The 12093-nt window shown below is 67.9% G+C and carries 14 protein-coding genes; 7 read left to right on the top strand and 7 right to left on the bottom strand.

Going from position 1 to position 12093, the window contains the following annotated elements:
* Window positions 1–3 precede the first annotated feature (3 nt).
* From PIR02_18635 to PIR02_18625, 3 genes are all read left to right on the top strand, one after another.
* Window positions 4–420: a cytochrome c oxidase subunit 4 gene (locus tag PIR02_18635; GenBank protein WZH36739.1), complete on the top strand. Its 417-nt coding sequence runs from the start codon at window positions 4–6 to the stop codon at window positions 418–420.
* 4 nt (window positions 421–424) lie between these two features.
* Window positions 425–1216, top strand: a complete 792-nt coding sequence (locus PIR02_18630) for a protein phosphatase 2C domain-containing protein (GenBank protein ID WZH36738.1) — start codon at window positions 425–427, stop codon at window positions 1214–1216.
* Between the two features lie 124 nt (window positions 1217–1340).
* Window positions 1341–1829: a hypothetical protein gene (locus PIR02_18625; protein WZH36737.1), complete on the top strand. Its 489-nt coding sequence runs from the start codon at window positions 1341–1343 to the stop codon at window positions 1827–1829.
* 72 nt (window positions 1830–1901) lie between these two features.
* On the opposite strand, the gene PIR02_18620 is transcribed toward PIR02_18625, so the two are convergent.
* The 5 genes from PIR02_18620 to PIR02_18600 all read right to left on the bottom strand — a co-directional run bounded on the left by PIR02_18620 (window position 1902) and on the right by PIR02_18600 (window position 6860).
* On the bottom strand, window positions 1902–2312 hold the full coding sequence (locus tag PIR02_18620; protein WZH36736.1) for a rhodanese-like domain-containing protein: 411 nt from the start codon (window positions 2310–2312) through the stop codon (window positions 1902–1904).
* 153 nt (window positions 2313–2465) lie between these two features.
* A complete protein-coding gene (locus PIR02_18615) occupies window positions 2466–4304 on the bottom strand; it encodes a cytochrome bc complex cytochrome b subunit (GenBank protein ID WZH36735.1) in 1839 nt (612 codons plus the stop codon).
* On the bottom strand, window positions 4301–5359 hold the full coding sequence (locus tag PIR02_18610; protein WZH36734.1) for a Rieske 2Fe-2S domain-containing protein: 1059 nt from the start codon (window positions 5357–5359) through the stop codon (window positions 4301–4303). The genes PIR02_18615 and PIR02_18610 overlap by 4 nt, the downstream gene beginning before the upstream one ends.
* 39 nt (window positions 5360–5398) lie before the next feature.
* Window positions 5399–6208, bottom strand: a complete 810-nt coding sequence (locus PIR02_18605) for a cytochrome c (protein ID WZH36733.1) — start codon at window positions 6206–6208, stop codon at window positions 5399–5401.
* Window positions 6209–6224: 16 nt separating this feature from the next.
* Entirely contained in the window at window positions 6225–6860 is a 636-nt protein-coding gene (locus tag PIR02_18600) for a heme-copper oxidase subunit III (protein WZH36732.1), read from the bottom strand.
* A gap of 169 nt (window positions 6861–7029) precedes the next feature.
* Here PIR02_18600 and trpD point away from each other — a divergent pair, with 169 nt between their 5' ends.
* Window positions 7030–8091 carry an anthranilate phosphoribosyltransferase gene (trpD, locus tag PIR02_18595; GenBank protein WZH36731.1) on the top strand — a complete coding sequence of 354 codons (1062 nt, stop codon included), beginning with the start codon at window positions 7030–7032 and terminating at the stop codon, window positions 8089–8091.
* A 3-nt stretch (window positions 8092–8094) separates the two neighbouring features.
* A complete protein-coding gene (locus PIR02_18590; protein WZH36730.1) occupies window positions 8095–9087 on the top strand; it encodes a PHP domain-containing protein in 993 nt (330 codons plus the stop codon).
* A gap of 13 nt (window positions 9088–9100) precedes the next feature.
* On the opposite strand, the gene PIR02_18585 is transcribed toward PIR02_18590, so the two are convergent.
* Window positions 9101–10030: a 5'-3' exonuclease gene (locus tag PIR02_18585; GenBank protein WZH36729.1), complete on the bottom strand. Its 930-nt coding sequence runs from the start codon at window positions 10028–10030 to the stop codon at window positions 9101–9103.
* A 173-nt stretch (window positions 10031–10203) separates the two neighbouring features.
* Complete coding sequence (locus PIR02_18580) at window positions 10204–11148, bottom strand: hypothetical protein (protein ID WZH36728.1); 945 nt, start codon at window positions 11146–11148, stop codon at window positions 10204–10206.
* A 90-nt stretch (window positions 11149–11238) separates the two neighbouring features.
* On the opposite strand from PIR02_18580, the gene PIR02_18575 reads away from it, so the two are divergent.
* Together PIR02_18575 and PIR02_18570 are read left to right on the top strand one after the other, a co-directional pair.
* On the top strand, window positions 11239–11637 hold the full coding sequence (locus tag PIR02_18575; protein WZH36727.1) for a YchJ family metal-binding protein: 399 nt from the start codon (window positions 11239–11241) through the stop codon (window positions 11635–11637).
* 72 nt (window positions 11638–11709) lie between these two features.
* Window positions 11710–12093 carry a PPOX class F420-dependent oxidoreductase gene (locus PIR02_18570; protein ID WZH36726.1) on the top strand — a complete coding sequence of 128 codons (384 nt, stop codon included), beginning with the start codon at window positions 11710–11712 and terminating at the stop codon, window positions 12091–12093.

The following is a 12093-nucleotide window of genomic DNA, read 5'->3' as shown; positions in this document are numbered from 1 at the left end:
GACATGCGCACCAACGTCGGACTCTGGTGGCTCCTCGCGGGCTTCGGATTCTTCATCGCCGTCGTCTACACCGCCTGGAGCCTCATCCAGCACGGGGGCGTCGAATGGGTCGGAACGGTGGCCCTGGTCTTCCTCGGCCTCATGTCGTCGATGATTGCTTTCTACGTCGGCCGCGTCCTCAAGGCGCAGGGCGGCGAGCTCCCCGAGGACTCGCTGACGGCGGACATCGATGACGGCGACCCCGAGATGGGCGAGTTCAGCCCGTGGTCGTGGTGGCCGATCGTCCTGGCGGCCTCGGCGGCGATCGCGGTGATCGGCCTCGCCGTCGGCAGCTGGATGGTCCCGATTGGTTTCCTCGTGTTCGTCGTCGCCATCGTCGGCTGGGTGTACGAGTACTACCGCGGGTACTTCGCGCGCTGATCCTGTGCCCCTTCGGCTGAATACGGCCGCCGTCTCCGACGCCGGCGCCCACCGTCCCACCAACCAGGACGCCGCGTTCGTGGCGTCCTGGGGTGCGGCGGTGGCTGATGGCGTTGGCGGCGGACCGTCGGGAGACCTCGCCTCGGCCGCTCTCATCCATCGCCTGGTGGCGACGAGGGGAAGCGCCATCGACGCGGACGGTCTCCTCGTCCGTATCCGCGAAGCGAACTGGGACATCCGCGCTCACGTCGAACGGGATCCCGCCCTACGAGGGATGGCGACTACGTTCACCGGGCTGTTCCTCGGCACGGGTGGACAGCTGCTCCTCGCACACACGGGGGATTCGCGGGCGTACCTGCTGAGGCAGGGCGAGTTCACGCGCGAGACGCGAGACGATTCGTACGTGCAGGCGCTGGTCGATCACGGCATCATTCCTCCCGAAGCGGCGGCCGCCCACCCGCGACGCAACATCATCACCGCTTCGCTCGGTGGAGCCGAAGGCGATGTCGTTTCGGTCGCCGAGCGCCCACCGATGCTAGGCGACCGATGGGTCTTGTGCAGTGACGGACTGACCGACTATGTCCCCGAGGCGGATGTGGCACGCCTCGTCGCCGAGGCCCCTGACCCGCGCTCAGCCGCGGCGTCGGCGGTCGCCCTCGCTCTCGAGGCCGGCACGCGGGATAACGTGACGGTTGTGGTCTGTGACGTGGTCGACGACGACGAGCCCATCGTGGGCGAGCCCGTGTTCTCGGGCTCCGCGGCCCGCTGGTTCGCCGAGGACGTCGAGACGGCCTGACGCGGCCTGTCGTCGTGTTCGCCTGCTCGGACGAAGCCTGCGGGACATGAGGGGCTTCGTCGATCGCGTGACGTGCTTCGAGGGCACTGTCCGCTGGTGAGCGGCGCGGATAGAGTTCTCTCCTATGGGTTTCAGCATCATGTTCATGAGGCTGGGGGGCTCGGAGATCCTCGATGCGGATCGCGCCGGTCTGGCGGCGTTCCTGGCATCCGAGGGTCTGGTCTCTTCGGGAGGATCGGGCGAGCTCCTACGTGTGTCCGACGGTGCGCCGTTGGCGTTCGACGGCTACTGGACGGACCTGCATCTGGACGACGTAAGCCAAGAGGAACCTGTGTCCGGCGGTATCGACCACGCGACCTTGAGCCCCGACGAGGTCTCGTTCATCTTCCACCTGTGCGTCGCCGGGAAGATGCTGGTGATCAACCCGCAGGGAGACCCGCTCTACATCGTCCCTGACGGCACGCACGAACGGGACGACGTCCCTGACCCGGACGATGTCGCCTGGGTACAGACGCCGGAGGAGTTCGCCCATGCGTTGGGCGTCAGTTTCGGAGCATTCGCGAGCTTCCGAGACCGCGTTGTCGAAGGATCGGCTACCGACGCCGCAGAATGAGTCGTCCCGGCTGCGTCCTGGCGATCGGGAGACGACCGATCCTCCACGACCATCGGCACGGACGCGAGGCGATCAGCTCGCTCGGACGACCATGACGGTGGGGTCGAACACGCGATCGCAGGGCCCCTCATCGTTCTCGAAGGGCTGGCCCTCGCGGACCCAGTACTCGTAGCCTCCGATCATCTCCCGCACCTGGTAACCCAGCTGAGCGAACGCGAGCGCACCTTTCTGGCCCGCGTTGCATCCGGGACTCCAGCAGTAGACGACGACCGGCATGTCCAGAGGAATCTCGGTGGGGGCGCGTCCGGGGATCTCGCGGTAGGGCATGTGTACGGCGCCCGTCACCCGACCCTGCCACCAGGCCTCGTCGCCGCGCACGTCGACGAGGATGAAGCGCTCACCGGCCGTCTGCGCCGCGTATACGTCCGACGGGTCCGTCTCGGCGGCGAGGCGAGCGGCGAGGTACTCCTGGGTGCTGATCATGCCTCAGACGCTACGTGCCGCGCCCCACCGCGGGGGAGGGACAGGACGCCACAAACGGGCGACATCCTGCCAACCGTCGCTCTGTGCCGCGGCGAACCACTGGTTCCGGAAACGACGAAACCCCGGTGCCGAAGCACCGGGGTTTCGTGGGGATCACTCGCTCTTGTCGTCGTGAGGACGGTTCTTCTCCTCGAGACCCTTCGGAGCGGGGAACTCGACCTCGGCACGCTCGCCCACCGCGTTACGCGGACGACCGTCTTCGTCGGCGCGAGCGTTCGCGCCGACGATCTCGTCGGTCTCCTCGTGGGCGATGTGATCGAGCTCGTGGTGCTGGTGCGCCACGGCCGCGTCGACCTCGGCCTGCGTGAGCGGAGCGAGCCGGTCTTCGAAGAACCAGCGCGACACACCCGCGCGGAAGTTCGCGTACCAGGGGATCTCACCCTTCGCGTTGGGGCGGACCACCAGCGGCTCGTACGTCTCGTTGTCGATGAGCTTCCAGCGCTCGTACTCGTCGACGGGCTGGTGCACCTCGATGTACTCGCCACCGGGAAGGCGGACGATCCGACCCGACTCGTAGCCGTGCAGCGCGATCTCGCGATCCTTCTTCTGCAGCGCGATGCAGATGCGCTTGGTCACGAAGTAGGCGAGGATCGGCCCGAGGATCAGCAGGGCCTGCAGGGCGTGGATGACACCCTCCATCGTGAGGTGGAAGTGCGTCGCCATGATGTCGGACGATGCGGCGGCCCACATCACGGCGTAGAACGTCACGCCGGCCGCACCGATCGCGGTACGGGTTGCCGCGTTGCGCGGGCGCTGCGCGATGTGGTGCTCGCGGGTGTCACCGGTCACCCACGCCTCGATGAAGGGGTAGACCAGCACGAGGACGATGAACAGACCCAGGACGCCGACCGGGATGATGATGTTCCACGACCAGGTGTGGTCCCACAGGACGAACTCGAGGTGCGGCGGGATGAGGCGCAGCATGCCGTCGGCGAAACCGATGTACCAGTCAGGCTGTGTGCCGGCCGACACCGGCGACGGGTCGTACGGGCCGTAGTTCCAGATCGGATTGATCGTCACGAGGGCGGCGATCAGAACGATCACACCGAACGTGATGAAGAAGAAGCCACCCATCTTCGAGGCGTAGACGGGGAGCATCGGGTAGCCCACGACGTTGCTGTTCGAGCGGGCAGGCCCGGCGAACTGCGTGTGCTTGTTGATGATCATCAGCATGAGGTGCACGGCCAGGAGCGCGACCAGGATGGCCGGCAGCAGCAGGATGTGCAGCGTGTACAGGCGGCCGACGATCGCCGTGCCCGGGAACTCGCCGCCGAACAACAGGAACGACGTCCAGGTGCCGATGATCGGCAGACCCTTGATCATGCCGTCGATGATGCGGAGACCGTTGCCCGAGAGCAGGTCGTCAGGGAGGGAGTAGCCCGTGAAGCCCTCGGCCATCGCGAGGATGAAGAGGATGAAGCCGACGACCCAGTTGAGCTCGCGCGGCTTGCGGAACGCGCCGGTGAAGAAGACGCGGAGCATGTGCACACCGATGCCGGCCACGAAGACCAGGGCGGCCCAGTGGTGGATCTGGCGCACCAGGAGACCGCCGCGGAGGTCGAACGAGATGTGCAGTGCAGATTCCATGGCGGCCGACATCGCGATACCGCGCATGGGCTCGTACGCGCCGTTGTAGTGCGTCTCGACCATCGACGCCTGGAAGAAGAACGTCAGGAAGGTGCCGGACAGGAGCACGACCACGAAGCTCCACAGGGCGATCTCACCCAGCATGAAGGACCAGTGGTCGGGGAAGATCTTGCGGCCGAGCTCCTTGACGATGCCCGACATGCTCGTGCGCTCATCGAGGTAGTTCGCCGCGGCGCCGACGAAGCGGCCCCCGAGGGGCTTGCCGTCACGACCCGCGGGCTGCGGGCCGGACGAGACGGCGGGTTCGGTCGTGACGTTCTCGGTGGGATGAGTACCGATGCTCATTTGCGCTCCCAGAAGCTGGGGCCGACGGGCTCGTGGAAGTCACTCTGCGCGACGAGGTAGCCCTCGGCGTCGACGGTGATGGGGAGCTGCGGCAGGGGACGGGCGGCCGGGCCGAAGATGACGGCCGCACCATTGGCGACGTCGAACTGCGACTGGTGGCAAGGGCATAGGAGGTGGTGGGTCTGCTGCTCGTACAGCGCCACGGGGCAGCCGACGTGCGTGCAGACCTTCGAGTACGCGACGATGCCGTCGTACGACCAGTCCATGTTGTTGGTCTCGGGGTTCAGCTGCTCGGGCTGGAGGCGCATGAGCAACACGATCGCCTTGGCCTTCTCTTCGAGGTAGCCCTCGTCGTGGCCGAGTCCGGCGAGCTCCTCCGGGATCACGTGGAACGCGGAGCCGAGCGTCACATCGGCCGCGCGGATCGGGCGACCCGAGGGGTCGTGCGACAGGCGCGAGCCCTCTTTCCACATGGTGTGGCTGAGCAGCTTCACGGGGTCCTGGTCCTGCGGTGCCAGGCCGCGGAACAGCGTGATACCGGGGATGACCGAGGCGGCAAGAGCAGCGAAGAGCGAGTTGCGGATGATCTCGCGGCGACCGAAGCCCGAGTCCTTGTTCGCCTCCACGAAGACGTTGATCGCGCCTTCGCGGGTCTCGTCGCGTCCACGCGTGGCGTGGCGGTCCTCGATGTACTCCTTGTCGGACATGACCGACTTGCCCCAGTGAATGGTGCCGATGCCGATCGCCAGCAGCGCGAAGCCGATGCCGAGTCCGATGAACAGGTTGTTGTAGCGGATGTCGATCAGCGCGCCCGACTCGATCGGGAAGATCATGTAGGCGATGCTCGCCCAGATGCTCGCCGCGACGGAGAAGTAGAACAGCGTGTAGACCGTGCGGACCGCACGCTTCATCGCCTGCGGGTCCTGATCGGTCATGCGGTGGCGGTGTCCCGGGAGACCCGGGTTCTCCACGGAGTCGGGAACGGCGACAGCGAGCCCGGCGGAGGGCTTCCACGAAGCCCTCTCGTGCTCGAGTGCGTCTTCCTCGTGTGCCATGGTGCTCCTCGTGCGTTTACGTAATGTCGATGACGACGGTCAGTTGGACTTCGCCGTGATCCACACGGTGAGCGCGATGAGCGCCCCGATTCCGAAGATCCAGATGAACAGGCCCTCGGAGACCGGACCGAGCGAACCCAGCGAGAATCCGCCAGGGGACTCCGACTTCTGAAGGAACATCAGGTACGAGATGACGTCGCGCTTGTCTTCGGGGGTGAGGTTCAGGTCGTTGAAGACCGGCATGTTCTGCGGACCGGTGACCATGGCCGCGTACATGTTGACGGGGGTCACGGTGTGCAGGTCGGGTGCCCACTTGCCCTCGGTGAGCGCACCACCGGCGCCCGCGACGTTGTGGCACATCGCGCAGTTGATGCGGAAGAGCTCCGCTCCGTGGGACACGTCGCCCTCGCCGTCGACGAGGTCAGCGCTCGGGTAGCTCGGGCCGGGGGCCGAGGACTGCACGTACGCGGCGATCGCGTCGATCTGCTCCTCGGTGAACTGCACCGGCTTCTGCGGCGCCTGCGGGCCCTGAGCCTGCAGGGGCATGCGGCCGGTGGACACCTGGAAGTGAACCGACAGCTCACCGACGCCGAACAGCGACGGGCCCTGCTGACTGCCCTCGAGGTCGAGGCCGTGGCAGGTGGCGCAGTTGGCCTGGAAGAGCTTCTTGCCCTCTTCGACCGCCGTGGCGGACGAGGCGCTGCTCGTCGGAGTGTCGGTCGCCGCCATGGCGGCCGACGCACCGGCGTACACGCCGCCGGTGAGGAGCAGGCCGATGCCGATCAGGGCAGCGGCCGCCAGGGGACTGCGACGCCCGGAGGCGCGACGCGGCTTCTTCTCTCGTGCCATGTGAGGTACAGCTCTCTTACTTCAGGAAGTAGATGACGAAGAACAGGGCGATCCAGACGACGTCGACGAAGTGCCAGTAATAGGACACGACGATCGAGGTCGTCATCTCTTTGCGCCCGAAGTTCTTCACGGCGTAGGCACGGCCGATGACGAGAAGGAAGGCGATCAGACCACCCGTCACGTGCAGGGCGTGGAAGCCAGTGGTCAGGTAGAAGGCCGATGCGTAGGGGTTGGCGCTGATGGGCATGCCTTCCGCCACCAGCGTCGCGTACTCCCACACCTGACCCGACACGAAGACCGCGCCGAGGATGAAGGTGAGGTAGAACCACTCCACCATTCCCCATTGGACGAAGCGGAACGGCTTGCCGGTGCGGTATGGCTGGTACCGCTCGGCAGCGAACACGCCCATCTGGCACGTGACCGAGGACAGCACGAGGATGATCGTGTTGACGGTCGCGAAGGGGACGTTGAGCAGCTCGGTCTCCTGCGCCCACAGGGACGCGGACGTGCTGCGCAGAGTGAAGTAGATCGCGAAGAGGCCGGCGAAGAACATGACCTCGCTGCCCAGCCACACGATGGTGCCCACGGCGACCGGGTCGGGTCGCTTCACGGCACGCACGGCCTGGGAATACGTCGCTGAGGTCGTCACCATCCCATTATGCGCGATCCGACGGGCCGATATTCCCATCTCGAGCCTGAGATATTCCACGGTCGAGACTTAGGGAAACCTAAGAATCCGCAAGGAATCCCCGGTGCGGCCGGGGTTCCGTCGTGCGGTCCCGCGCATCCGCCGAGCAGAGGCGGTGTGGGAGGATCATGGCATGGCGGAACGCTTCACCTGGCCCGACGTGCTCACCTTGCTCCTCGAGGGGAAAGACCTCAGCGTGTCGGAGTCCACGTGGGCGATGCGGCGTGTCATGGCGGGAGAGGCAACGCCGTCGCAGCTGGCCGGATTCCTCATCGCGCTGCGCGCCAAAGGCGAGACGGTGGAGGAGATCGTGGGATTCCGCGACGCCATCCTCGAGGCGGCCGTCCCGCTGCCCGTCCGTGCGGAGGTTCTCGACATCGTCGGGACCGGCGGGGACCGGTACGGCACCGTGAACGTCTCCACGATGGCGGCGGTGGTGGCGGCGGCATCCGGAGTCCCGGTGGTGAAGCACGGCAACCGCGCCGCGAGCTCGGCATCCGGATCCTCCGACGTGCTGTCGTCGCTGGGGATCTCGCTGACCCTCGATCCCGCGCACGTCGCGGAGACCCTCGAGCGCACGGGCATCACGTTCGCGTTCGCCGCCGCGTTCCACCCCGGCTTCCGCCACGCGGGGCCGACGCGCGCAGAGCTCGGCGTGCCGACCGTCTTCAACTTCCTCGGACCGCTGTGCAACCCGGCGCGCGCCGAGGCCAACGCCGTCGGTGTGTCCCAGCTCGACCGCGTTCCACTCATCACCGGCGTGTTCCGCACCCGCGGAGCGACCGCGCTGGTGTTCCGCGGCGACGACGGACTCGACGAGTTGACCACCACCGGACACAGCCGCGTGTGGGAGATCAGCCGCGGCGACGTGCACGAGCACGACCTGGACCCCCGGGATCTCGGCATCCCCGTCGTGGAGATCGACGCTCTTCTCGGCGGGACGCCCGATCACAACGCCGAGGTGGTGCGCCGGACGTTGGCCGGAGAGACCGGTGCCGTCCGCGACATCGTGCTGCTGAACGCCGCCGCCGGGCTGGTGTCGTACCGGTTGTTCCAGGATGCCGCGCAGGTTCAGCGACCCATCCTCGAGCGGCTGCACGAGGCGATGATCGACGCGGCCGCGGCGATCGACGACGGGCGGGCTTCGGCGAAGCTCGACGCGTGGGTCGAGACCACGCGGGAGCTGGCGGAGTAGATCGTGCGCCCGCTGGATGCCCTCGTCGAGATCGCCTATCTCCTCGAGCGCGAGAGGGCCTCTCGGTACAAGTCGAAGGCGTTCCGCACAGCGGCCGCCGCCATCGAGGGGCTCAGCGACGCCGACCTGCGGGACCCCGGTCTCCGTCGGCGTCCGGGGATCGGCGAGTCGACCTTCACCGTCATCCAGCAGGCTCTCGCAGGCGAGGTCCCGGAGCGACTGGCGGCGCTTCGTCAAACGGCTCGAGCAGTGGGCGGCGATGCGTTGCGGGCGGTGTTGCGGGGCGATCTGCACAGCCACAGCGACTGGTCCGACGGCGTGACGCCGATCGAGGCGATGGTCGAAGCGGCCCGCGGGCTGGGCCACGAGTACCTCGCACTCACAGATCACTCGCCGCGCCTCACGGTGGCGAACGGCCTCTCGCCCGAGCGACTGCGTGCGCAGCTCGACGTGGTCGGGGGAATGAACGGAGGCGGGTTCACCCTCCTGTCGGGAATCGAGGTCGACATCCTCGACGACGGTGACCTCGATCAGGAAGACGCGCTGCTGGGCGAGCTCGATGTGGTGGTGGCATCCGCTCATTCCAAACTCCGCATGGAGCGAGCGCCCATGACGCGCCGACTGGTCGCCGCCGCCAGTGATCCGCGCGTCGATGTGCTCGGGCACGTGACGGGGCGTCTGGTGGAGGGCGCGCGAGGGACGCGGCCTCCCTCGGAGTTCGACGCGCGCGCCGTCTTCGCTGCGTGTGCGGCGTCGGGCGTGGCGGTTGAGATCAATGCCCGGCCCGAGCGCCAGGATCCACCCGACGACCTCATCGCCGTGGCTCTGGAGGAGGGTTGTCTCTTCTCCATCGACTCCGACGCGCACGCGCCCGGACAGCTCTCGCTCCTGGACTACGGGGCGGCGCGGGCCGAGGCGGCGGGTGTTCCACCGGAGCGCATCGTCACGACGTGGCCGCTGGAGCGATTGCGGGAGTGGCTGCAACGCCGGCGGTGAAACCGGCCCGCGTTCAGCGGGGGAGAGCCGCCACGGCGCGCGTCATCGACGTACCGAGGTTCCAGCGGTCGGCGAGCGCCGCCGCCGCGGCAGCCCGCTCGTCGTCGAGGGGGCGAAGGAGATCGTCTGCAGCGTCGAGATCGAGGTCGCGGACGACGCGCACCACCGTCGGGGCCACGGCGAGATAGTCGGCGGCCGCCAGGATCTTCGCTCGCTGTGCGGGCGTTCCCCCCGTACCGGCCTCCGCCGCCGCGAGGATGCCGTCGAGGTCGCCGTGCGCGGTCAGCAGGGAAGCAGCCGACTTCTCCCCGATGCCGGCGACGCCCGGCAGGCCGTCGGAGGGGTCACCGCGGAGCACTGCGAAGTCGGCGTACTGGGCCGCGTGGATCCCGTACTTCGCCACCACGGCCGCGTCGTCGACGAGTTCGAGGTTGCTCATGCCCCGCGCGGTGTAGACGATGCGCACACCGCTTTCATCGTCGGTGAGCTGAAACAGATCGCGATCGCCTGTCACGATGTCGACCGCGACGTCGGCCCGCGTGGCAAGTGTGCCGATGACGTCGTCGGCCTCGTGTTCGGCGGCGCCCACGACAGGGATGCCCAACGCGGCCAGCGCCTCCCGGATGAGAGGGATCTGCGCCAGGAGGAGGTCAGGGGTCTCTTCCCGGTCGGGCCCGGTGGCGACGGCCTCCACCACGCGATGCGCCTTGTAACTCGGAAGGAGTTCGACGCGCCACGCCGGGCGCCAGTCATCGTCCCAGCACGCCACGACGCGCGTCGGCTCGTAGGTCGTGACGAGCTTCGCGATCATGTCGAGGAGGCCTCGCACCGCGTTGACCGAGGTCCCGTCCGCGGCCCGCACCTTGTCGGGCACCCCGTAGAAGGCCCGGAAGTAGAGCGAGGCGGTGTCGAGCAGGAGCAGCTTTTCGGGACGGGATGCCATGTGCTCAGGGTAGTGACGCCATCGCCGATCGGGTGCGTCGTCCGGTCTCCGCTATTGCTCAGCTCAGCCAACGCCCGCTCCCGCCGCGCGTCAGCGCGAGAACACGGAGACCGATGCGGTGTCGGGGAGCAGGGGCGGTCGGTCACGCCGGCCCGTCCCGGCACGGCGCGCGCTCAACCGCCCGTCGCCCCCCAGGACACGGAGTCGCCGGAGTACAACCACACCTCGGAGCGGCCGGCCGCGGCATCCGCGATCGGGACGTCTCGCACGTCGTAGAACGTGACCGTCTCTCCGGGGGCGATCGGCTCCACCAGGTCGTAGCGGCTGGGGTAGTCGCGCATGAGCGCGGGGTCGTACACCCCGTCGGTGATGCTCCCGTCGGCGACGTAGTAGTCGGTCGAGAAGCGCAGCTGCCACCCGTCGGGGTCGATGGTCGATCCGCTGAGGTTGGTCAGTTCGATAGGGATCGCGACAAGGGAGCCGGAAAACGACACGGGGCCGGGGCTCGCTCCTGTGGCCTCGGACGTCACGTCGAGGGGAGCGAGAGCCTGTATCGACCAGACGTCGTCACCCGTGTCGGAGTCGATGATGGTCTGGGGCGTCCCCCAGCTCAGTTCCGCGGAGGACCCGACGCGGTCGTCGGGGCCGATCTCCAGGCGCTGAGCGAGGGTATAGGTGTCGGTCTCGGGGTCGGGGACCGGGTCCGCGATCGACCGCGACGACGACGTCAGTCCCGAGATGATCGCCGCGCCCAGGACGATGACGACGCCGAAGCCGACGACGACGAAGGCGATCACCGCGGGAACGCGAGACGCGCCGCGGCGCGAGACCTGGACGATCGCGAGGACGAACGCCGTGAGCAACAGCAACCAGGCCACCGTCTGCGACCCGAACGCCGACAGGGTGCCGACGCACGCGACGACGAGGGCGGTGATGCCGAGCCCCCGCCGAGGGCCGCGAGGACTCGGGGGCGCGCCGGTGCCCGGGGAGCCGGGCGTCATCTGCCAGGACGGCGAAGGGAGAGGAGCGGGAGGGGCAGCGCGGGGACCGTATCCGGCCGATGCCGGGCCGTAGGCAGCGAACGGAGGACGCTGCTCGTGCGATACCTGATTCGTCATGACGCCTCCCGGGTCCATGCTACGAAGGGCGGGGTCCGCGCGACGACATCCTGTGGAAAGCCGACGACGCGAGCGTTCTAGAGTGGCGGGATGTCCTTCGGCTCGACCTCCGCGCGCCCGTCGTCCACGGCGGCCTGCCCGTGCGGCGGGGGAGAGTTCGGCGGGTGCTGCGGGCCGATCCTCGATGGAGCGGCTGCGCCGTCGGCCGAACGTCTGATGCGCTCCCGCTACACCGCATACGCGGTCGGTGATGTCACGCACCTCGCGCGGTCGTGGCATCCGCGTACGCGCCCGGACACTCTCGAACTCGACGCCGAGACGGTGTGGGAGGGCCTCACGATCGACGAGGTGGACGAGCAGGCGGATGCCGCCGTCGTGGCGTTCCGCGCCGTCTGGCGCCTCGATGCGGAGCGTCACGTGTTGTCCGAGCGCAGCCGATTCGTGCGTCGAGCGGGCCGCTGGGTATACGTGGACGGGGACGTGACCTGAGGCCGTCAACCCGCGGGCGGGTGTCGGATGGCGCGCGTAGGGTCGGACTCGATCCCTGACGAGAGGACACGCATGATCCCCGACACGCTCCGCGATCTGCTGGAAAAGCCCTATTACGGCGCGCTGGGCACCGTTCGGCCGGACGGTTCCGTGCAGGTGAATCCGATGTGGTTCGAGTTCGACGGCGAGCACGTGCTGTTCACGCACACCGTCACGCGGCAGAAGTACCGCAATCTGCAGCACAACCCGTCGATGAGCCTGATGGTCTACGACCCCGACCAGCCCTACCGCTACATCGAGGTGCGCGGTCGTCTGGTCGACGAGGTCGCCGACCCGGAAGGCGCGTTCTACGTCCGACTCGGCCAGCGGTACGGCAATCCGGGGCAGGAGGCTCCGCCGGACCGCGCGAACCGCGTGATCCTGAAGATGTCGGTCGAGAAGGTCGGAGGGCAGTGA

The sequence above is a fragment of the Microbacterium enclense genome (assembly GCA_038182865.1).
Classification (GTDB): domain Bacteria; phylum Actinomycetota; class Actinomycetes; order Actinomycetales; family Microbacteriaceae; genus Microbacterium; species Microbacterium enclense_B.
This window is presented reverse-complemented; position numbering and strand designations above follow the sequence as displayed.

What these genes read in the sequence shown, in the direction of transcription:
- PIR02_18635 (WZH36739.1), top strand. Translation starts at nt 4, where the DNA reads ATGCGCACCAACGTCGGACTCTGGTGGCTCCTCGCGGGCTTCGGATTC.
- PIR02_18625 (WZH36737.1), top strand. Translation starts at nt 1,341, where the DNA reads ATGGGTTTCAGCATCATGTTCATGAGGCTGGGGGGCTCGGAGATCCTC.
- PIR02_18620 (WZH36736.1), bottom strand. Translation starts at nt 2,312, where the DNA reads ATGATCAGCACCCAGGAGTACCTCGCCGCTCGCCTCGCCGCCGAGACG.
- PIR02_18615 (WZH36735.1), bottom strand. Translation starts at nt 4,304, where the DNA reads ATGAGCATCGGTACTCATCCCACCGAGAACGTCACGACCGAACCCGCC.
- PIR02_18610 (WZH36734.1), bottom strand. Translation starts at nt 5,359, where the DNA reads ATGGCACACGAGGAAGACGCACTCGAGCACGAGAGGGCTTCGTGGAAG.
- PIR02_18605 (WZH36733.1), bottom strand. Translation starts at nt 6,208, where the DNA reads ATGGCACGAGAGAAGAAGCCGCGTCGCGCCTCCGGGCGTCGCAGTCCC.
- PIR02_18600 (WZH36732.1), bottom strand. Translation starts at nt 6,860, where the DNA reads ATGGTGACGACCTCAGCGACGTATTCCCAGGCCGTGCGTGCCGTGAAG.
- trpD (WZH36731.1), top strand. Translation starts at nt 7,030, where the DNA reads ATGGCGGAACGCTTCACCTGGCCCGACGTGCTCACCTTGCTCCTCGAG.
- PIR02_18585 (WZH36729.1), bottom strand. Translation starts at nt 10,030, where the DNA reads ATGGCATCCCGTCCCGAAAAGCTGCTCCTGCTCGACACCGCCTCGCTC.
- PIR02_18580 (WZH36728.1), bottom strand. Translation starts at nt 11,148, where the DNA reads ATGACGAATCAGGTATCGCACGAGCAGCGTCCTCCGTTCGCTGCCTAC.
- PIR02_18575 (WZH36727.1), top strand. Translation starts at nt 11,239, where the DNA reads ATGTCCTTCGGCTCGACCTCCGCGCGCCCGTCGTCCACGGCGGCCTGC.
- PIR02_18570 (WZH36726.1), top strand. Translation starts at nt 11,710, where the DNA reads ATGATCCCCGACACGCTCCGCGATCTGCTGGAAAAGCCCTATTACGGC.